The organism is Amycolatopsis sp. 195334CR, from assembly GCF_017309385.1.
In the GTDB taxonomy this organism is placed as follows: domain Bacteria; phylum Actinomycetota; class Actinomycetes; order Mycobacteriales; family Pseudonocardiaceae; genus Amycolatopsis.
Window position 1 is genome coordinate 710,650 of record NZ_JAFJMJ010000003.1, and the last position, 18,431, is coordinate 729,080.

General features: G+C 71.0%; 19 protein-coding genes. 9 read left to right on the top strand and 10 right to left on the bottom strand.

Annotated features, from left to right (window positions below; genetic code table 11):
• Positions 1-63 precede the first annotated feature (63 nt).
• Entirely contained in the window at positions 64-462 is a 399-nt protein-coding gene (locus JYK18_RS40390) for a hypothetical protein (protein ID WP_206809179.1), read from the top strand.
• Here the strand turns inward: JYK18_RS40390 and JYK18_RS40395 are convergent.
• The 3 genes from JYK18_RS40395 to JYK18_RS40405 form a co-directional block, all read right to left on the bottom strand.
• On the bottom strand, positions 434-898 hold the full coding sequence (locus tag JYK18_RS40395; RefSeq protein ID WP_206809180.1) for a MaoC family dehydratase: 465 nt from the start codon (positions 896-898) through the stop codon (positions 434-436). The genes JYK18_RS40390 and JYK18_RS40395 overlap by 29 nt on opposite strands.
• On the bottom strand, positions 895-2,226 hold the full coding sequence (locus JYK18_RS40400; RefSeq protein ID WP_206809181.1) for an MFS transporter: 1,332 nt from the start codon (positions 2,224-2,226) through the stop codon (positions 895-897). Before JYK18_RS40400 ends, JYK18_RS40395 begins: the two co-directional genes overlap by 4 nt.
• Positions 2,227-2,363: 137 nt before the next feature.
• A complete protein-coding gene (locus tag JYK18_RS40405) occupies positions 2,364-3,263 on the bottom strand; it encodes a LysR family transcriptional regulator (RefSeq protein WP_206809182.1) in 900 nt (299 codons plus the stop codon).
• Between the two features lie 110 nt (positions 3,264-3,373).
• On the opposite strand from JYK18_RS40405, the gene JYK18_RS40410 reads away from it, so the two are divergent.
• The 5 genes from JYK18_RS40410 (at position 3,374) to JYK18_RS40430 (ending at position 8,510) form a co-directional block, all read left to right on the top strand.
• Positions 3,374-4,270 (top strand): CoA transferase subunit A, encoded by an 897-nt coding sequence (locus JYK18_RS40410; protein WP_206809986.1) that lies wholly within the window; start codon positions 3,374-3,376, stop codon positions 4,268-4,270.
• 5 nt (positions 4,271-4,275) lie between these two features.
• Positions 4,276-5,031, top strand: coding sequence for a CoA-transferase subunit beta (locus JYK18_RS40415; RefSeq protein ID WP_206809183.1), 756 nt, complete (start codon positions 4,276-4,278; stop codon positions 5,029-5,031).
• 9 nt (positions 5,032-5,040) lie between these two features.
• Entirely contained in the window at positions 5,041-6,516 is a 1,476-nt protein-coding gene (locus JYK18_RS40420) for a 3-hydroxyacyl-CoA dehydrogenase NAD-binding domain-containing protein (RefSeq protein ID WP_206809184.1), read from the top strand.
• A complete protein-coding gene (locus JYK18_RS40425; protein ID WP_206809186.1) occupies positions 6,513-7,673 on the top strand; it encodes an acyl-CoA dehydrogenase family protein in 1,161 nt (386 codons plus the stop codon). Before JYK18_RS40420 ends, JYK18_RS40425 begins: the two co-directional genes overlap by 4 nt.
• 165 nt (positions 7,674-7,838) lie before the next feature.
• Positions 7,839-8,510, top strand: a complete 672-nt coding sequence (locus tag JYK18_RS40430; protein ID WP_206809187.1) for a hypothetical protein — start codon at positions 7,839-7,841, stop codon at positions 8,508-8,510.
• Here JYK18_RS40430 and JYK18_RS40435 read toward each other — a convergent pair.
• The 4 genes from JYK18_RS40435 to JYK18_RS40450 all read right to left on the bottom strand — a co-directional run bounded on the left by JYK18_RS40435 (position 8,496) and on the right by JYK18_RS40450 (position 11,642).
• Positions 8,496-8,645, bottom strand: a complete 150-nt coding sequence (locus tag JYK18_RS40435; protein WP_206809188.1) for a hypothetical protein — start codon at positions 8,643-8,645, stop codon at positions 8,496-8,498. The genes JYK18_RS40430 and JYK18_RS40435 overlap by 15 nt on opposite strands.
• Positions 8,645-9,826, bottom strand: a complete 1,182-nt coding sequence (locus JYK18_RS40440) for an acyl-CoA dehydrogenase (RefSeq protein WP_206809189.1) — start codon at positions 9,824-9,826, stop codon at positions 8,645-8,647. The genes JYK18_RS40435 and JYK18_RS40440 overlap by 1 nt, the downstream gene beginning before the upstream one ends.
• 129 nt (positions 9,827-9,955) lie before the next feature.
• On the bottom strand, positions 9,956-11,092 hold the full coding sequence (locus JYK18_RS40445; RefSeq protein WP_206809190.1) for a hypothetical protein: 1,137 nt from the start codon (positions 11,090-11,092) through the stop codon (positions 9,956-9,958).
• Entirely contained in the window at positions 11,085-11,642 is a 558-nt protein-coding gene (locus tag JYK18_RS40450; protein ID WP_242583986.1) for an RNA polymerase sigma factor, read from the bottom strand. Before JYK18_RS40450 ends, JYK18_RS40445 begins: the two co-directional genes overlap by 8 nt.
• Before the next feature lie 91 nt (positions 11,643-11,733).
• Between JYK18_RS40450 and sigJ the strand changes: the two genes are divergently transcribed.
• From sigJ to JYK18_RS40465, 3 genes are all read left to right on the top strand, one after another.
• Positions 11,734-12,678: an RNA polymerase sigma factor SigJ gene (gene sigJ / locus JYK18_RS40455; protein WP_206809192.1), complete on the top strand. Its 945-nt coding sequence runs from the start codon at positions 11,734-11,736 to the stop codon at positions 12,676-12,678.
• An 82-nt stretch (positions 12,679-12,760) separates the two neighbouring features.
• Positions 12,761-13,948: an NAD(P)/FAD-dependent oxidoreductase gene (locus JYK18_RS40460; protein ID WP_206809193.1), complete on the top strand. Its 1,188-nt coding sequence runs from the start codon at positions 12,761-12,763 to the stop codon at positions 13,946-13,948.
• Positions 13,949-13,977: 29 nt separating this feature from the next.
• Positions 13,978-14,820, top strand: a complete 843-nt coding sequence (locus tag JYK18_RS40465; protein ID WP_206809195.1) for an NAD(P)H-binding protein — start codon at positions 13,978-13,980, stop codon at positions 14,818-14,820.
• On the opposite strand, the gene JYK18_RS40470 is transcribed toward JYK18_RS40465, so the two are convergent.
• From JYK18_RS40470 to JYK18_RS40480, 3 genes are all read right to left on the bottom strand, one after another.
• A complete protein-coding gene (locus JYK18_RS40470; protein ID WP_206809197.1) occupies positions 14,821-16,047 on the bottom strand; it encodes a hypothetical protein in 1,227 nt (408 codons plus the stop codon). It lies immediately after the preceding gene.
• A gap of 65 nt (positions 16,048-16,112) precedes the next feature.
• Complete coding sequence (locus tag JYK18_RS40475; protein WP_206809198.1) at positions 16,113-16,718, bottom strand: YiiX/YebB-like N1pC/P60 family cysteine hydrolase; 606 nt, start codon at positions 16,716-16,718, stop codon at positions 16,113-16,115.
• A 164-nt stretch (positions 16,719-16,882) separates the two neighbouring features.
• The gene (locus JYK18_RS40480; protein ID WP_307796280.1) at positions 16,883-18,376 is read right to left on the bottom strand and encodes a hypothetical protein; all 1,494 of its coding nucleotides are present in this window, start codon (positions 18,374-18,376) and stop codon (positions 16,883-16,885) included.
• Positions 18,377-18,431 lie beyond the last annotated feature (55 nt).

The window sequence follows — 18,431 nt, forward strand, 5'->3', positions numbered from 1 at the left end:
CATCGGCTCCATGACCTCCGAGGTCATTGAGTTCACCCCCGCCCGCCGCCACCCTCGGCGGACATGAGCATCGTGAAACCCGACCTGCTGCGCGGCAGCCTGCGGTTCGACGGCTGGGGCACCGCCGCCTTCGGCGTGGTCATGCTGGCGGGCGGCCGGTGGCTCACCGGTCCGCTCGGCCTGCCGTCCACCTGGTTCGTTCCCCTCGGCATCGCCATGGTGGGCGGCGCCGCCGCGCTCGGCCTGATCGCCGGTTATCCGCGGATCCCGCCCCGGCTGGCCGCCTGCGCCATCGCGGGCAACGCCCTGTCCGCGGTGGCGATCCTCGCTCTGCTGATCCTGAACCTGTTGCCGCTCACCGGTTTGGGCGTCGCGTTCCTGCTCGCCGGCGCGGCGTGGGTCACCACCTTCGCCGCGCTCGCGTTCCTCGGCCTCAAGCGGTCGCCGGGTACCACCGCGTGACGGATTCCGCGGCACAGGCCGGTTTCGCCGAACCGTCGAGCTCGAAGGTGAAGGCGCGCACCATCTGCACGCCCCCTCGCGGGACGCGCGCCACCTCCAGTACCGACGCGTGCAACCGCACCCGGCCGCCGACCGGGACCGGCGCCGGGAACCGGACCTTGTTCAGCCCGTAGTTCAGCGCCATACCGACCCCGGTCACGCGCAGCAGTTCGGCGAACATCGGGATGCCCCAGCTCAGCGTCAGGAAACCGTGGGCGATCGTGCCGCCGAACGGGCCGGTCGCCGCGCGTTCCGGGTCGGTGTGGATCCACTGGCCGTCGCCGGAGACCTCGGCGAAGGTGTCGACGACGTCCTGCGTCACCGTCCGCCAGGCCGACGTGCCGAGATCGCGGCCGTCGAGCGCCAGGATCTCCTCGATGCCGTTCGCGGTGATCACCGGGCCACCTCCGCCACGACCGGCTCGGGTGCTTCGGCGCGCTCGTCGTAGTTGGGCCGCTTCAGCAGCGCCAGCATGCAACCCAGGGTCAGCACCACCTGGAACACCGCGAACACGATCACCGCGGTGATGGATCCGGTGAGGTTGAGCAGGAACTGGCCGACGATCGGCGTGGTCCCGCCGAGCAGCGTGCCGCACAGCTGGTAGCACAGCGAGATCCCGGTGTAGCGCACCTGCGCGGGGAACCGGCTCGCCAGCATGCCCGCGAGCGCGGCGTAGTACAGGCAGTGCGGCACCGTCGCGACCACGACGCCGACCATCGCGGCGGTGTAGTCGCCGGAACCGATCAGCACGAACATCAGCGGCATCAGCACCAGTTCGGGCAGCAGCATCACGCACACCGCCCGGCGCCAGCTGCTCATCTTCGTCGCGAGCACCGCACCCCACGGCTGCACCAGGATCTGGGTGATGTTGGCGACCAGGATGATGGTCAGGAACGAACTGCGGCTGAAGCCGATGTCCGCGGTGGCCCACGACAGCGCGAAGGTGGACTTGAAGTAGGTCGCGGACAGCCCGATGGTGCAGGCGCCGATGCCCAGCACGATCAGCATCGGGTGGTTGCGCAGCACCTCGGTGAGCGGGAGCTTGGCCACCTTCTTGGTCTCGATCAGCCCGGCCATGGCCGGCGACTCGGTGACCTTCATGCGGATGAACAACCCGACCACCACCAGCAGCGCCGAGGCCAGGAACGGGATCCGCCAGCCCCAGCTGACGAACGCCTCGTCCGGCAGCTGGCTGATGGCGAGGAAGCTGACCGTGCTCAGCGTGTTGCCCACCGGCGAACCCTGCTGCGCGAACGCACCGTACAAAATGGACTTGCCCTTGGGCGCGTGCTCGGAGGCGATGAGCACGGACCCGCCCCACTCACCGCCGAGCCCGATGCCCTGCACCATCCGGATCAGCACGAGCAGAATGGGCGCGGCCACACCGATCGTGGCGTAGCCGGGCAGCACGCCGATCAGCGTGGTCGAGATGCCCATCAGCAGCAGCGTGATGACCAGCGTCTTCTTGCGGCCGACCCGGTCGCCGATGTGGCCGAAGATGATGCCGCCGAGCGGCCGGGCCAGGAAGCCGACCCAGAAGGTGGCGAAGGCGACCAGGGTGCCGATCGCGCCGTCGAGTTCGGGGAAGAACACCTTGTCGAACACCAGCGCGGAGGCGGTGCCGTAGATGTAGAAGTCGAACCACTCGATGGTCGAGCCGATGAACGCCCCGATGCCCGCGCGTTTCGCGGTGGCGTTCGCGCCGCGGTCGGTCGCCGCACCCATGCCGTCTCCTTGGATCGCCGTTGTCCCAGGGAACGGCGACTCCCGGCGCCCACGTCCCCGTGCTGGCCGGAACGATGCCAGCCGCCACCGAGACAAGTCCAATACCGAATGGGCCAGTCAGTGATTCCGTCGGCGTCTCAATGCGGGCTGGGCGTGGGCAGTGCCTCCTCGGCGACCGCGAGCACGGTCCGCAGCGCGGCGGACGGGTTGTCGGCCCGCCAGGCCAGCGCGGCCTGCAACCGCATGCCCTGGCCGGCGAGCCGCCGGTAGACCAGGCCGGTCTGCTGGATGTGCTGGCAGGAGGTGAGGGTCAGCGTCACGCCGACGCCCGCGGCGACCAGCGCCAAGATCGTGTACGAGTCCGGGGCCTCCTGGACCACCTTCGGCGTGAAGCCGCCCTCGGCGCAGGCGCGGACGGTGGCCTCGCGGACCGTCGACCCCGCGTTGGCGGGAAAGCTGACGAAGACCTCGGACGCCAGCTCCTCGATCGGGATGCGCTCGCGCTGGGCCAGCCGGTGGTCCGACGGCAGCGCGCAGATCAGCTCCTCCTCGTCGATGACCCTCGCCCGCACGCCCGGCTGCGTCACCGGCAGGCGCACGAAACCGAGGTCGAGCGAGCCGTCGGCGACGCGGTCGAGCGCCACGTTGGCGTAGGTCTGCCCGCGCATCACCAGTTCGAGGCCGGGGTGCGCGGCCCGTACCGCCCTGGTCAGCAGCGGCAGCGACTCGTGGCTCGACGCACCGGCGAAGCCCACGGTGACCCGCCCGAACTCCCCGCGTCCCGCCGCCTTCGCCGCGCGGGTGGCGAGGTCGAGGTCGTCGAGCACGGTGCGGACCGGCCCGAGGAACGACTCGCCCGCACTGGTCAGGCGCACCGACCGGGTGTTGCGCTCGAACAGCGCGACGCCGAGTTCCCGTTCGAGCTGGCGGATCTGCTGGCTCAGCGGTGGCTGCGCCATCTGCAGGCGCTTCGCCGCGCGGCCGAAGTGCAGCTCCTCGGCGACCGCGAGAAAGGCGTTCAGATGGCGAAGCTCCATGGCGCGTCCTCGATTGATCCGTGTCGGATATCAATGCCACCTTAATTCGGTATTGGACTCTGCTCAATGGCACCTGGCACGGTGAAGCGGTGACCGACAAGACCACCACGATGGCCGACGCCGTCGCCGCCTTCGTGCACGACGGCGACACCGTCGCGCTCGAAGGCTTCACGCACCTGATCCCGACCGCGGCGGGGCACGAGATCATCCGGCAGGGCCGCCGCGACCTCACCGTGGTCCGGATGACCGCGGACATCGTGGTGGACCAGCTGCTCGCCGGCGGCTGCGTGCGCAAGCTGGTGTCGTCGTTCGTCGGCAACTCGTCCGCGGGCTCGCTCGGGGAACTGCGGCGGCGGATCGAACGCGCCGACCCCGAACCGCTGGAGTTCGAGGAGTACAGCCACTACGGCATGATCTGCCGCTACCTCGCCGGGGCGCAGCGGCTGCCGTTCTACCCGCTGCGCTCGTACGCGGGCAGCGACCTGCCCTCGGTCAACCCCGGCCTCCGCAAGGTTCGCTCGCCGTACGAGGACGAGCAGGTGTACGTGGTGCCACCGGTGAATCCCGACGTGACGATCGTCCACGCCCAGCGCGCCGACCGGTCGGGCAACACCCAGGTCTGGGGGCTGACCGGGATCCAGGCCGAGGCGGTCTACGCGGCGAAGAAGGCGGTCGTGGTGGTCGAGGAGGTGGTCGACGACGACGTGATCCGCCGCGATCCCAACCGCACGCTCATCCCCGCGCACGCGGTCGACGCCGTGGTGGCCTGCCCGCGTGGCGCGCACCCGTCGTTCGCGCAGGGCTACTACGACCGGGACAACGCGTTCTACCGCGGCTGGTCGGCGATCAGCGCGGATCCGGTGCGGCTGCGCGACTGGCTGGCGGAGTGGGTGCTGGGCACCCGCGACCACACCGAGTACGTGGCGAAGCTGGGCGAACGGTACTGGGCGGATCTCGCCGTGGACGAGGCGATGAGCCTGCCGGTGAACTACGGACGGCGGCGGTGAACGACATGACTACCTCGTCCGAACTGCTGTCGGTGGTGGCTTCCCGTGAACTGGCCGGGAAGCGCACGGTGTTCGCCGGGATCGGCCTGCCCACGCTGGCCGCCTCCCTCGCCCACCTGACGGTGGCGCCCGACCTGGAGATCGTCTACGAGTCCGGGGTCTGCGGCGCGCACCCGTCGCACCTGCCCGAGACCATCGCCGACGCCGTGCTGATCACCGGCGCGGAGGCGGTCCTGCCGATGCCCGCGTTGTTCGGCAACGTGCTGCAGGGCGGGCACATCGACGTCGGCTTCCTCGGCGCCGCGCAGATCGACCGCTGGGGCAACCTGAACTCGTCGGTGATCGGCGGCTGGGCCGATCCGGCGGTCCGGCTGCCCGGCCCCGGTGGCGCGATGGAGGTGATGGCGAACTCCGGTGAGGTCTTCGTGGTGATGCGCCGCCACGATCCGCGCTCGTTCGTGGCGGAGCTGGACTTCTGCACCTCCCCCGGGCCCGACCGCGCGCTGGCCGACGGCATCCGGCCGCTGGGCGCCGGGGTCACGCGGGTGATCACCGACCTCGGCATTCTCGCGCGGTCCGGCGTGGGTGAGCCGCTCCGGCTGGTCGCGGTCCACCCGGGCGTTACCGTCGACCGGGTACGCGAGGCCACCGGCTGGCCGCTGGAGGTCGATGGTGAGCCCGCCACCATCGAACCCCCGGCGGCGGCCGAACTCCGGCGGTTGCGGGAAGAAGTCGATCCCGGCCGCGTCTACCTGCGCTGAGGAGCGAACATGCGGATCAGGGTCATCGGCACCGGCGTGATGGGCCGGGGCATCGCCCAGTGGGCGGCGACCGCCGGGCACACCGTGGAACTCGCCGACGCGCGCCACGAGGCGGTCGGCGAGGCGATCGAGTTCGTCGGGCGGTTGCTCGACCGCGCGGTCACCAAGGGGCGCATGGCGGAGGCGGAAGCGGACGCGGTCCGCGCCCGGCTGGTGCCGCTGGACGCGGTGTCGGCGCCGGGCGACGACGTGGAGCTGGTGATCGAGGCGGTGCGCGAGGACCTTCCGACGAAGGCGGAGTTGTTCGCCGCGCTGGAGAAGGTGCTGCCGTCCAGCACGATCTTCGCGACGAACACCTCGTCGATCCCGGTCACCCGGATCGCCGCCACGCTGGCCGATCCGGCGCGGCTGGCCGGGTTGCACTTCTTCAACCCGGTGCCGTTGATGAAGATCGTCGAGGTGGTGCCGGGCGCGGCCACCCGGCCCGAACTGCCCGGGGTGCTCGCCGAACTGGTGCGCGCGTCCGGGCACCGGGCCGTGGTGGTCGCCGACACCCCGGGCTTCCTGGTCAACCACGCGGGTCGCGGACTGGTCACCGAGGCGTTCGCGCTGCTGGAGGATTCGGTGGCGGAACCGGTGGTGCTGGACCGGATCGCGCGGGACGTGCTCGGCCTGCGGATGGGCCCGTTCGAGCTGATGGACCTGACCGGGCTCGACGTGACGGCGGCGGTGATCGACTCGATCTGGACCGGGTTCCGGCACTCCGACCGGCTGCGGCCCTCGTTCCTCACCCCGAACCGGGTGGCCGCGGGCCTGCTCGGCCGCAAGAGCGGCGGCGGTTTCTACGGCGCCGAACCACCGGCGGAGTCACCGGTTCCCGCTGTCGGGTGTCCACTGTGGATCGCCGGAACGGGGCCGGACGCCGATGCCCTGCGCGCGGCACTGCCGGAGTCACCGGGGGACCCGGACGCCGTGGTGCTGGTGCCGACGTGGGGCACTACCGTGTCGGCGGCGATCGCCGCGCAGGGCCTGCCCGCCGCCCGGACGTTCGGCGTGGACCCGCTGTCGCTGCCCACGCGTCGGCGGGTGTTGGCGGTGACGCCCGCTTCGGACCCGGCCGTGGTCCGTGCGGCGGCCGGTGCGCTGGCCGTGGGCGCGGAGGCGGTGTCGGTGGTGCGGGACACGCCGGGATCGGTGGCGCAGCGCCTGATCGCGTCGATCGTGTCCGTCGCCACGTCGATCGCGGAACGGTCGCTGGCCACTCCGGAGGACATCGACCAGGCGGTCACCATCGCATTGGGTTATCCGGCCGGACCGCTCGCCATGGGCGATCGCGTCGGTGCCGAAAGGCTGCTGGAACTCCAGGAAAACCTGCACGAAAGCACCGGTGACCCGCGATACCGGCCGACGCGCTGGCTGCGTGAGCGGGCCGAACTGGGCCTGTCGTTGACCACCCCCGCCTACCCTCTGGAGAGCACACCGTGATTTCGCAGGACTTCGGGCTGACCGAGACGCAGCGTGACATCCGCGCCATGGCCGCGAGCTTCGTCGACGAGGAGATCGTGCCGCACGCGCGGGAGTGGGACCGCGCCGAGCAGGTGGACCGCGCCATCGTGAAACGCTTGGGGGAACTGGGTTTCCTCGGCCTGATGGTGCCCGAGTCCTACGGCGGGGTGGACGCGGACATGCTGTCCTACGTGCTGGTGACCGAGGAACTGGGGCGCGGCGACTCCGCGGTGCGGGGCATCGTGTCGGTGTCGCTGGGCCTGGTCACCAAGACCATCGTGACGCACGGGACGGACGAGCAGCGGGCGCAGTGGCTGCCCCGCCTGGTCAGCGGTGACGCGCTCGGGTGCTTCGCGCTGACCGAGCCCGGTACCGGTTCCGATGCCGCGTCGGTCAGCACCCGCGCCACCCGCGACGGCGGCGACTGGGTGCTCGACGGTGGCAAGATGTTCATCACCAACGGGACTTGGGCGCAGGTGGCGCTGACCTTCGCGCGCACCAGCGAGCGCGGCCTCACGGCGTTCCTGGTGCCGACCGATTCGGCCGGTCTGTCGATCAAGGAGATCCACGGCAAGCTCGGCCTGCGTGGGCAGGCGACCGCGGAACTGGCGTTCGACTCGGTGCGCGTACCCGACTCCGCGCGGCTCGGCGAGGTGGACCGGGGGCTGGGCATCGCGCTGGGCGCCCTGTCGCGCGGCCGGGTGTCGGTCGCGGCGGGCGCGGTGGGGCTGGCGCAGGCCGCGGTGGACGCCGCCGTGCGGTATTCGACCGAGCGCACCCAGTTCGGCCGTCCGATCGCCTCGTTCCAGCTGGTGCAGGAGTTGCTCGCGGATTCCACTGTGGACGTGCGGGCGTCGAGGCTGCTGACCCACCAGGTGGCGCGGATCGCCGATGCCGGGGTATCGCCGAAGGACTACGCGACGGACGCGTCCATCGCGAAGTACCACGCCAGCGAGACCGCGGTGCGCGTGAGCAACAACTGCCTCCAGGTCTTCGGGGGTTATGGCTTCATCGACGAATTCCCCGTCGGCAAGTACCTGCGGGATGCGCGGGTCCTCACCCTGTACGAAGGCACGAGCCAGGTGCAGAAGCTGCTGATCGGACGGGACCTGACGGGGATCAACGCCATGACCTGAGCAGGCTTCCGCCGGGCTTGGAACACGACGACCCAAGCCGGGCCGCCGCGCCCCGCGCCGGTCGCAGCATCCGCCCGCGGCGGCCCAACCCGGACCGTCGCGGGGGATGGCAGCATGCGGCCGCGGCCGGGTCCCCTCCCGGCCGTCGCCGTCATGCTGTCGGGCATGCGCCTCGGCCCTCGACTGCTCACCGCCCTCCTGATCGCGCTCGGCCTGGGCGTGTCCGCCTGCGGTTCCGCCGACGCACCCGACCCCAAGCCCAACCTCCTCAAGGAGTACTGGGCCTCACCCGCGGTCAAGAACGACCGCCTGCCCGGCTACGGCGCGGCACCCGAGGACCGCCAGGCCAACCTCGCCGCCTTCTACAACCCCGACCAGCTGCTGTCCCGCCTGCTGAGCGTGTTCCCCTGCTCGGACGAGTCCGCCAGCCGCGGCGGCGGCCACTTCGACACCACCTGCGACCTCACGTCCGAAGTCCGCGGCGCGGTCCAGGAGGCGGGCGGCGACCCCCAGGCCATCTCCGGGCGCGTCGCACTGGTCAAGCACTCGGACGGCGAGCTGGAACTGATGACCCTGTTCCTCGCCAACGGCAAGGTGGTCGACGCCACCGGCGAAACCCATTCCGGCCTCGACGAGTTCCGCGACAACAACGACCTCCTCGACGCGGACGACGTGATGCTCGTACCCAGCGACCTCACCAAAACCGACGGCGAGAACCAACTCGTCACGGTCTACGGCCACACCCCATGGGGAGGCTGGCCATGGCTCGTCGGCGGCGCAGGTGCCTTGGTGCTGCTGTTGCTCTTCTGGTTACTACGCCGGTCACGTCACCCCTGACCGCCCCGCCGGCCGGGCCCCGCGGCTGTCGGCGTACTTCCGCAGCACGGCGAAGGCCAGCCGGCTCGCCGCGCCCTTCCGCCGGAACGCCGCCCGCAGCTCGTCCTCGCTCAGCTCCCACTCGCCGAAGTCCATCACGGCACCAGGTCGAGGAACTCCCAGTGCGCCCCGGGTTCGGCACCGCTGAGCCACTTCCCGCAGTTCTGCAGCACCACCGGGCCCGAGGTGATGTGCTGGGTGCCGGTGGCGAGGTCGCGCAGGAACCGCTCGATCGGCCCGCGCCGGATCGCCGCGGTCCCGGCCCACCGGTGCACCACCTGCCCGACGTCCTGCGCGGTCCACGTCGCGTGGTTGAGCGCCAGCCGGATCAGCGTGTCCTGCTCGGTGCTCAGCAGTTCGCCCGCGGCCAGGGTTTCCTCGTTGTCCCGCCACACCTGCGCCGCCCAGGCCCGTGCCGCGCGGAGCCTCGCCTCGGCGCTGGCGTACTCGGCGTGGAACTGCGCGGTGTCGACCGGGGCGTTGCGCGAGCCGGCTCTGGCGGCGGCGACCAGTTTCAGCTCGTCGAGCAGGCGCCGCCCGACGCCGAGCGCCCAGCCGGTGTGCCCGATCGCGGCCATGTTCACCAGGCCGATCCGGTACATCGCCCCGCCGTGGGCCGGTTCCTTGGTCGCCGCGGCGTAGGTGTGCGTCACCGGGACGAACACCTCCGCGCAGTGGTAGTCGATGCTGTTGGTCGCCCGCAGGCCGAGCACATCCCAGTTGTCCACCAGTTCGACCTCGGACTTCGGCATCGCCAGCACGCGGAGTTCGCCGGTGCCGTCGACCTGGATCGCGCTGTGGATGTGGGTGGCCAGCGACATGCCGGAGGCGAACTGCCAGCTCCCGCTCACCAGGAAGCCGCCGTCCACCGGGACCGCACGGCCGGGCCGGGTGCCGTGCCCGGCCAGCAGCGCGTGTTCGCCGCTCGCGACACCGGAGAACAACTCGGCCGCGGCGACCTCCCCGAGGTAGGCCGCGGTCGTGCCGGTGACCAGTTGCAGCGCCATCATCGTCCACCCGGCCGACGCGTCGTGGTAGCTGGACCGCTCGTGCAGCGCGATCAGCTGGCGCGGGGAGAACTCGTGGCCGCCGAGGTCGCCGGGCAGTCCGGAGCGGACGACGCCCGCGTCCAGCAACGCCCGCGCGGTGTCGTCGGTGAGCCTGCCGAGTTCCTCCGCCGCGTCCGCATTCGACCCGACCAGCCCGGCGAGCGCGTCGACCCGATCGAGCATCGCCGGGAATTCCTCGCTGACGTGCAGCCGGGCCGAAGTCGCCATGGGACGGTGCTCCTTGTCGTCGACACCACTGGCCCGTCACCGTATCGGGAACCCGGCGCCCGATCCCGGGTTTCCCGAGGCGCACCGGCCGGACCCGCGCGCCCCCGGTGCTCGCGCGGGTCCGGGCGGTCACTGCGTGGCGCCGCGCTCGCCGACCACCTGGTAGGTGAGGGCGGACTCGCTCACCACCTCCCCCACCTTCGCGGTGAGCACGTCACCACCCTTGGGGTTGAGCGGTTCGTTCGTCAGCGACAGCGTGCGCGTGCCGATCACCTGAGTGGTCACCGGATCGACCAGGACCTCGCGGCGCAGGTTGCCGGTGACGTCGTCGAAGCCGAACGCCACGGCCGGGCGGCCGTCCTTGGTGCTGACGTTCTCGAGGATCCGGAGGTACGGGTGGTAGCTCAGCGCCTGGTACACCAGGCTCCGCTGGTCGCGGGTGAGGTCACCCCTGGTCAGGGTGCTCATGATGGCTTCGGTGAGGTACTCCTTCGGGGCCCAGCTCCGGCTGTTCGCCTCGTTCCGGAAGTGCTCGTACAACTGGCGGCCATCGGCGGGGAAGTTCGCGGGATCGAGGTAGACCACGTGCCGGTAGGCACCGCCGGCCCGCACGAAGGTTCCCTCGCTGGAGGTCGTTCCCGAGGTCTGGCCCGGCTGGGGCTGGTTGCGCGGGATCGGCGGCGGGGCCGGCCGGTGCACGTCGCGGTCGAAGCTCTGCTGCCACTCCTCCGCCCGGTCGGCGGGGATCCACTCCTGCCGCAGTTCCTCCTGGCCCATCCCTATTTCCAGGCGCTCGGGGGTGTCGGGGTGGTGGGGGTTCCAGGTGCGCGTGGTGACCAGCAGGTACTGGCCAGGTTCCTGCGGGAGGTCGCTGCCCTGGCCGGCGAAGCGCCCGGCCGAGTTGAGCGGCGCGGGGCTGACCGGCGGCAGCGGCGGGTAGGTCGGCAGGCCGTTCACGCTCGAGGCCTGCGGCGAATCCGAAGGCGCGGCCGGGCTGACGGTGTCGTCGCCGCCGGGTGACAGGGCCACCACCCCCGCCCCCAGCACGCCGACCGCGGCCGCGGCGGCGGCCAGCGGCAGCCAGCGGTTCCGGCCGCGCCGACGGCGTGGCGCGAGGGCGACCACCGTGTCCGGTTCGCCCCGCAGGGTCGCGGTCAGCCGGGCCTTCGCGGTCGTACGAGCGGAGTCGGTCATCGGCGTGGGCTGCTCGGCGCGGACGGCCCGCACGACGGCGTCGACGCGCTCTTCCCAGTCCTGTTCAGGCATCTTTCTCCTCCAGAAGTTCGGCGTACCCGCGCAGGGCCCGGCGGGCCCGGTGCAGGCGGGTGCGGCAGGTGGCGGCGGTGATCCCGAGCGCCTCGGCCACCTCGGCCGGTTGCAGCCCGGCCCAGGCGACGAGCAGCAGCACGTCCCGTTCCTCCTGGCGCAGGTTGGCGATACCGCCCGCCATCGCCCGGATGTGGGTGCTGGCGTCGGCCCTGGACACCGCGAGGCTCTCCGGTGCGGCGACGTCGACGGCCTGACCGCCCTCCCGCGCATAGGCCCGCAGGCCCCTGACCTCGCTGCGCGCGTGTCTTCGCAGGAGGTTCGTCGCGATGCCGAACAGCCACGCCCGCGCCGGCGCCCGGTCCGGGCGGTAGCGGTCCCTGGTGGCCCAGGCCGCCAGGAACGTCTCCGCGACCAGGTCGTCCGCCGTGGCGGGGTCGAGCCTGCGGGCCAGGTAGGCGTGCAGCGCGGAGGCGTGCCTGTCGAACAGGGCGGACAGCAACCGGTCGGCGTCCGGACCGCCCAGGTCGGGCCGCTCGAGGTCGCCCATGAGTGTTACCCCAGTTCTGTTCACACTCATTCTTGCCCGCACCCGGCCCAGCCGTTCCCACCGCCACCACCGGGAGTGGTTGACTGCCACCATGCTGGTGGGTGCGAATGAGGTCGAGGTGTTCGAGGGCGCCAGGGCGCGGTTGGAGGCCATCGCGTACCGCCTGCTGGGCTCGGCGAGCGACGCCGAGGACGCCGTGCAGGACACGTTCCTGCGCTGGCAGTCCGCCGACCGCGCGCTCATCGAGACGCCCGAGGCGTGGCTGACGAAGGTGCTCACCAACCTCTGCCTCAACCGGCTCACCTCGGCGCGGGCACGGCGGGAAACCTATGTGGGCCAATGGCTCCCCGAACCGGTCTTCGCCGGGGACCGGATGCTCGGCCCGTCCGACACCGCCGAGCAGCGCGAGTCGGTCTCGATCGCGATGCTCACGCTGCTGGAGCGGCTCACCGCCAAGGAACGCGTGGTGTACGTGCTGCGCGAGGCGTTCGGGTACGCGCACGCCGAGATCGCCGAGGTGCTCGACCTCACCGAGTCGAACTGCCAGCAGATCTACCGGCGCGCCAAGCAGCACCTGGCCGCGGACCGGCGGCGAGTGGCGGTCGACGGGGCCGCGGCCCGCAAGATCGTCGAGGAGTTCCTCGCCGCGGCGCTCAACGGCCGGACCGACTCGCTGGTGCGGATGCTGACCGACGACGCGATCCACGCGGGCGACGGTGGCGGCGTGGTCTTCTCGCTGCCCCGGCCGATCACCGGCGCGCTGGCGGTGGCGAGGTTCCTGCGCACGCTGGTCAAGCCCACCGACGCCAAGTGGGCGATGATCGGCGGCCGTCCCGTGCTGTACGCCGCGGTCGCCAACGGCACCCCCGCGCTGGTGCTGGTGGTCGGGGACCGGGTCGCCGCCGTCCTTTCGCTGGACGTGACCACCGACGGCATCGCGGCCATCCACACCCAGGCGAACCCCGCCAAGCTCGACCGCGCGACGCGCCGGTGGGCCACCTCCGACCACGGGGAGCCACTCGCCGACAACTGGTGACGTGGATCACAACTCACTCCTGTCAGCTTCCGCGCCGCCGCCCGGTTCAGGAAGCACCACCAGCCAGACAGGAGTGAATGCCATGAAGAAGCACCAGATCGTCGTTCTCGGGGCCGGGTACGCCGGAGCGAGCGCCGCCGCGCGCCTCGCCAAGCGTTTGCACCCGGCCGACACCGAGATCACCCTCGTCAACGCCGACGCCGAGTTCGTCGAGCGAATCCGGTTGCACCAGCTCGCGACCGGCCAGGACCTGAAGCCGCGCGCACTGGCCGACCTCTTCGCGGGCACCGGCGTGCGGGTGCGGTTGGCGCGCGTGGCCACCGTCGATGCCGAAGGCAAGACCGTCGGCATCGTCGACGCCGACGGTCCCGGCGAGATCGCCTACGACACGCTCGTCTACGCCCTCGGCAGCGCCGCCGCCGACCACGGTGTCCCCGGCGTCACCGAGCACGCCCACGACGTCGCCGGCAAGCGGTCCGCGCTGCGGTTGCGGGAACGCCTGGCCGGGCTCGCCGCCGGCGGGACCGTGCTCGTCGTCGGCGGTGGCCTCACCGGCATCGAAGCCGTCACCGAGATCGCCGAAGCCCGGCCGGACCTCGACGTCGCGCTCGCCGCGCGCGGCGGTCTCGGCGACTGGCTGAGCGAGAAGGCCCGGAACCACCTGCGCGCGGCGGTCGACCGGCTGGGCATCACCGTGCACGAGCACACCGACGTCGCGGGCGTCGAGCCGGCGCGCGTAGTCACCACCGATGGCCGGCTCCTCCCGGCCCAGGTGACCGTGTGGACCGCCGGATTCGCCGTCCACCCCATCGCCGCGGCCACAACCTTGCGGGTGGCCGAGACCGGGCAGATCGTCGTCGACGAAACCATGCGGTCGGTCTCGCACCCGGACGTCTACGCCGTCGGCGATGCCGCGTACGCCCCGGGGGCGAACGGCGTGCCGCTGCGGATGTCGTGTGCTTCGGGAGTCCCCACGGCCCACCAGGCGGCCGACGCCATCGCCGCGCGCCTCACCGGGCGGCCGCTCCCCCAGCACAAGATCGGCTACACCGGCCAGTGCCTCAGCCTCGGCCGCCACGACGCGATCATGCAGTGGGTCACCCCGGACGACCAGCCCAAACCGGCCGCGGTCACCGGCAAGGCGGCGGTCCGCATCAAGGAGATGATCTGCCGGATCGCGGCCTGGAGCGTCTCGCACCCGACGTCGATGCTCCCCGTTCGCCGCCACCGCACCCGTCCCGCCGAAGCGGCGCTCAAGATCCCCGCGTGAATCCACGACGAGCGAACGGGAGGACCGGCATGATGTTGATCACCGGTGCCCACGGGGTCGTGGGAAGACACGTGGTGAACCTGCTCCTGCGCGAGGGTGTCGCCGTCACCGCGGTCACTCGCGGCGTCGGCGGGACTTCGTTTCCCCGCGACGTGAAAGTCGTCAGCGGCGACCTGTTCAGTCCAGAGTGGATCGAGAACGCGTTGGACGGGGTCGAGGCGATCCTGCTCAGCCCGCGCGCCACCGGCCCCGGCCTCGGCGGACTGCTGGAGCTCGCCGCCGGACGGGGTGTGCGGCGGGTGGTGCTGCTGTCGGCCACCACCGTGGCGCATCCGGCGGGGGAAGCCCGCTTCGCCGCCGAGTTCAAGTCGGCCGAGGACCTCGTCACGCACTCCGGTCTGGAGTGGACGGTCCTGCGCCTGGCCGACTTCGCCGCCAACGCACTGGCGTGGGCACCTCAGCTCGAGGCGGGCGACGTGGTGCGCGGCGCGTACGGCCGCGCCGCCACCTCGCCGATCCACGAAGCCGACATCGCCGCGGTCGCCGCACAGGCGTTGCGCGGCACCATTCCGGCGGAATCGGTGCACACCCTGACCGGGCCGCGGTCCCTGGACCAGTACGAGAAGGTCCGGCTCATCGGCGTCGCGCTCGGCCGGCCACTGTCCTTCCAGGAGCTGCCGCCCGAGCAGGTACGGCAGGGCATGCTCGCGCAGGGCTTGCCCGAGGAAGTCCCGGCCCGCCTGCTCGGCTCCCTGGCCGACTACCTCGAGCGCCCCGGCCCCACGACCGGCACCGTGGAGTCCCTCCTGGGCCGCCCGGCCCGCACCTTCGCCGAGTGGGCTCGTGACAACGCCTCCGCCTTCAGCCGCTGATCAGGCCGTGGGCGGCACGGCCGTGCCCCGCACGTTGAACTCGATGCCGCGTTGTTGCGCCAGCCCGGGCACGGTGATCTCGGTGACCAGGCCCGCGGTGGCCCGGTCGAACCGCTTGATCTTGACGGGGGACACGCCGTCGAAGGTCTCCTGGATCACGTGGATCGACCGGTCGGTGAAGACCACCTGGCTCGCCGAGTCGTTGCCCGAGAGGAACCCGGTATCGAAGCGCGGCTCGGTGATGCCGGACGCGATGGCGGTGCGCATGATCCGGCCGTCGGCGGCAAGCCATTCGAGGTGGCCCTCCCGGACCGCCCTCGCGTCGTAGGACTTCTGAGAGAACGTCTCGAAATCGACGAGCCCTTCGATGATCGGGCGCCCCTGGGCATCGACGAGTGGTTGTTCGGTGTAGTTGCCGGTGCGGGTGTCCCACGAAACGACGGTCATGTGCGAGTCGCCGTCGGCGTCGGCGTAGTCGGAAAGGAAGGTGATGACGCCGTTGTGGCAGGGCACATGGCGGTTGTGGTCTCCGGCGTCGAAGGCTCCCCGCCAGGCAAGGACCTTCTCCTGTCCCTCGGTCGCCGGGTACAGCTGGGAAAGCAGCTCCGGTTCCGCGGTGGGATCGGCCTTCGAACGCATGCCGGGAATAGCGGCCGAAGCCGGGAGGTGCGTGCCGACTTCGGTGGCGATTCCATTGAGGACACCGTCGCACAGCGCGTTCATGAAGTAGTTCCCTTCGACCGGGTACAGCTGCGAACCGGTCGAGGTGGTGACGGCCACCTGGTTGGTGTAGCCGGAATCGGAGAAGCCGTCGTTGTAGACCGAGACAAAACCGTTGCCGCCGGGCAGCGGGAAGGCCGACTGCTGATGGCTTGCCTTCTTGTTCTCGAAGCTGACCAGACCGTCCTTGCCGAGAATGTAGTCGCGCGAGTCGTCGCTGAAGAACAGCCCGGTTTCCGACCACGCGAGATGCGGTTCGCTCATTCCGCTGGTTTCGACCAGCCGCGTTCCCCCGTCCGCGCCCACCAGGACGAGGTAACCCGGCCGCTTCTCCGCCTGGTTCTCGACGGAAGTATCCGAACTGAGGTAAAAGGCGACGGCCGTTTCACCGAGCTTCACCACGTCGGGATCCGTTATGTTTTCCGCTATTTCGCTGTCCGGTGAAGTGCAGGCCGTGACGGCGAACAGCACGCCGGCGGCGAGCGCGATGGATCGAGGCAGGCGCACCGTGCCGAGTCCTTTCCCACGACAGGTGGTGCGACCGACCGGCCGCACCACCCGGCCAGCTGTCGTTACTTGATGGTCGCGTAGACCACGGTGCTGCCGTCGTCCTTGATGTCATCGGGGAAAACGGCCGGCCCGCCATCGCCGTCCAGCTCGATGTCCACGGCGTTCTTGTAGGCCTTCCACACCAGCTCGGAGCAGTTCAGCTTCTTGCTGTCACTGCTCTTGTTGAGCGCGAAGTTCGTGTCGTATTCCTTGCCCCGGTAGTTGTTGTAGGCGTAGTTGGCCGCCTTGTCCCGGCTGGACTGCTTCGCTTTGACGTACATCTTGTAGATGGGGCCGCACTTCTTCAGCGTGGACGCCGTGACGGACCTGCTCTTGCTGTCCTTGCCCGGCGCCTCCACGATCGTCTTCGTCGTGTAGTAGATGCCGACGTGGTTGTGCTTGAAGATGGCGGTCTTGGCGTAGGAGTGGAAAACGTCTCCCTTGTTCCGCGCGTTCCCGACCGTCTTCTTCGTCTTGCAGGCGCCGTCGTCGGACGAAGCGATGGCGATCGGGCTCGACGCGTCCGCCTCGGCGGCCTGCGCGGGCACGGCGAACAGGCCGGCCATGGCCGTTCCCGCGACCACGGCGGCCGCCACGGACGAGGCGAGAGATCGCCTGATCTTGGACATGTGCAACTCCACTCTGCGACTGTGGACGGGTGGCGGTACCCGGACTTTCCCCAGTCCTGGAGCCCCCGGTCCGTTGACGACGGTTACGCTAAGCCGTCCGGACCCCGCCGGGTGTCGGGTGAACGCCCGACACCCGGCCACCGTCCACAAGCGAGTGTGGCCGGTTACGCCCGCATCAGGATGAAGTCGCCGTGGCCGCCGTAGCCGAGCACCGGCTCGGCGTACTGGGTGCCGTTGAACGTCGGCAGCCACCAGGAACCGTTGACCCGCACCAGCATCGGGTGCGGGATGTTGGTGCCGTACGGGGCGTCGAGCACGCCCAGCTTGCGCATCTTCAGGTCGTAGACCGGGTACTGGCGCGCGTCCCCGTCGCTGGCCAGCACGTACCACTGGCCGCCGATGCGCTGGATGATGGTGCCCTCGGTCTGGTCGACCGACAGGTCGGCGCCGACCAGTTCGAGGCCGTCGGCGTAGTCGGCGCCGCGGGGCCCCGCCGCGAGCGCGGGGTGGAACACGAACGAGGGCTGCTGGGCCGGGCTTTCCACGAAGGCCAGGTGCCACCGGCCGTTGATCTTGGTCAGCGCGGGGTCCCAGGAACTGACCTCGGTGGGCAGCGGCAGCCGTTCGGTGGCCAGCACGTGGACGCCGGAGAGCAGGTTGGCGCGGGTGGTGGTGTGGCGGATGTGCACCCCGTTGAAGGCGAAGTCGCCCCACGAGCTGTTCAGGACGATGAACCGCCGCCGCTCGTCGTCGTAGACGAGCTGGCCCGCGTGGTCGCCGAGCACGACCCCGTCGCGGGCGAAGAACAGCGTCGCGACCTGTTCGACATTGGTCGGATCAGCCAGGTCGATGGTCCAGACCGCCCAGTGCGCCTGCTGGAAGAAGCCCAGCCCGGCGTTGGTCATGGTCAGGTACAGCTTGCCGTCCTTGAGGTAGGGCCTGCCGTCGGCGTGCTGGACCACGTGCGGGTCGCGCACCCCGGCCTGGCCGAAGTAGCCGGCCCGCACCCGGCCGAGCAGCGTGGACCCGCCGCCGCGCCCGCCGTAGGCGTAGCTCAGGGTGCCCAGCACCTGCGGGTCGCGCAGGTCGATGCGGGCCCGGACCTGGTCGCGTGCGGTGAGCAGGGGCTGCCAGCCGGTCCCGGTGCCGGTCGTGTCGGCCAGCACGGTGACCGCGTTCTCGTTGAGCACCACGGCGAAGCCGAACGGCGCCTTGAGTGCCGCGGGCGCGGTCTTGACCACGCTGGTCGTCCCGCCCCGGGTGACCTCTATGCTGACCGTGCCGGTGCCCGCGTCGTAGGCGCCCAGCACGGAGGCGTTGTCCCCGGCGAACCCGGCGACCACCCCGGCGTCCCCGTCCAGCCGCCGGACCTCGACGGTCACCGTGCCGAACGGCGCCCGCGGCCGGACCCCGGTGGTGACCAGGGTGCCGCGGGTCTCCTGCCGTGGCGTCACCGCCGAGTCGTACTGCACGAACCCCGGTGCGATGAGGTCGAACGGGCGGAACTGCTCGGTGACGGAGAAGTGCAGGTCGAACGGGGTCGCCTCGGGCGCGGCCCCGGCCGGGGTGGTGCCGAGAAGGCTGGTCGCCGCCCCCGTCGCCCCCAGCAGGGACATACCACGCAGGACGGTGCGCCGGTCGATTCCGTACTCGCTCACGTGACCTCCGGTTGAGGATGCGGGGAGGCTCGATCACCTCCTCGGCGCGTTCAGC

What these genes read in the sequence shown, in the direction of transcription:
- JYK18_RS40390 (WP_206809179.1), top strand. Translation starts at nt 64, where the DNA reads ATGAGCATCGTGAAACCCGACCTGCTGCGCGGCAGCCTGCGGTTCGAC.
- JYK18_RS40400 (WP_206809181.1), bottom strand. Translation starts at nt 2,226, where the DNA reads ATGGGTGCGGCGACCGACCGCGGCGCGAACGCCACCGCGAAACGCGCG.
- JYK18_RS40405 (WP_206809182.1), bottom strand. Translation starts at nt 3,263, where the DNA reads ATGGAGCTTCGCCATCTGAACGCCTTTCTCGCGGTCGCCGAGGAGCTG.
- JYK18_RS40410 (WP_206809986.1), top strand. Translation starts at nt 3,374, where the DNA reads ATGGCCGACGCCGTCGCCGCCTTCGTGCACGACGGCGACACCGTCGCG.
- JYK18_RS40415 (WP_206809183.1), top strand. Translation starts at nt 4,276, where the DNA reads ATGACTACCTCGTCCGAACTGCTGTCGGTGGTGGCTTCCCGTGAACTG.
- JYK18_RS40420 (WP_206809184.1), top strand. Translation starts at nt 5,041, where the DNA reads ATGCGGATCAGGGTCATCGGCACCGGCGTGATGGGCCGGGGCATCGCC.
- JYK18_RS40430 (WP_206809187.1), top strand. Translation starts at nt 7,839, where the DNA reads ATGCGCCTCGGCCCTCGACTGCTCACCGCCCTCCTGATCGCGCTCGGC.
- JYK18_RS40435 (WP_206809188.1), bottom strand. Translation starts at nt 8,645, where the DNA reads ATGGACTTCGGCGAGTGGGAGCTGAGCGAGGACGAGCTGCGGGCGGCG.
- JYK18_RS40440 (WP_206809189.1), bottom strand. Translation starts at nt 9,826, where the DNA reads ATGGCGACTTCGGCCCGGCTGCACGTCAGCGAGGAATTCCCGGCGATG.
- JYK18_RS40445 (WP_206809190.1), bottom strand. Translation starts at nt 11,092, where the DNA reads ATGCCTGAACAGGACTGGGAAGAGCGCGTCGACGCCGTCGTGCGGGCC.
- JYK18_RS40450 (WP_242583986.1), bottom strand. Translation starts at nt 11,642, where the DNA reads ATGGGCGACCTCGAGCGGCCCGACCTGGGCGGTCCGGACGCCGACCGG.
- sigJ (WP_206809192.1), top strand. Translation starts at nt 11,734, where the DNA reads ATGCTGGTGGGTGCGAATGAGGTCGAGGTGTTCGAGGGCGCCAGGGCG.
- JYK18_RS40460 (WP_206809193.1), top strand. Translation starts at nt 12,761, where the DNA reads ATGAAGAAGCACCAGATCGTCGTTCTCGGGGCCGGGTACGCCGGAGCG.
- JYK18_RS40465 (WP_206809195.1), top strand. Translation starts at nt 13,978, where the DNA reads ATGATGTTGATCACCGGTGCCCACGGGGTCGTGGGAAGACACGTGGTG.
- JYK18_RS40475 (WP_206809198.1), bottom strand. Translation starts at nt 16,718, where the DNA reads ATGTCCAAGATCAGGCGATCTCTCGCCTCGTCCGTGGCGGCCGCCGTG.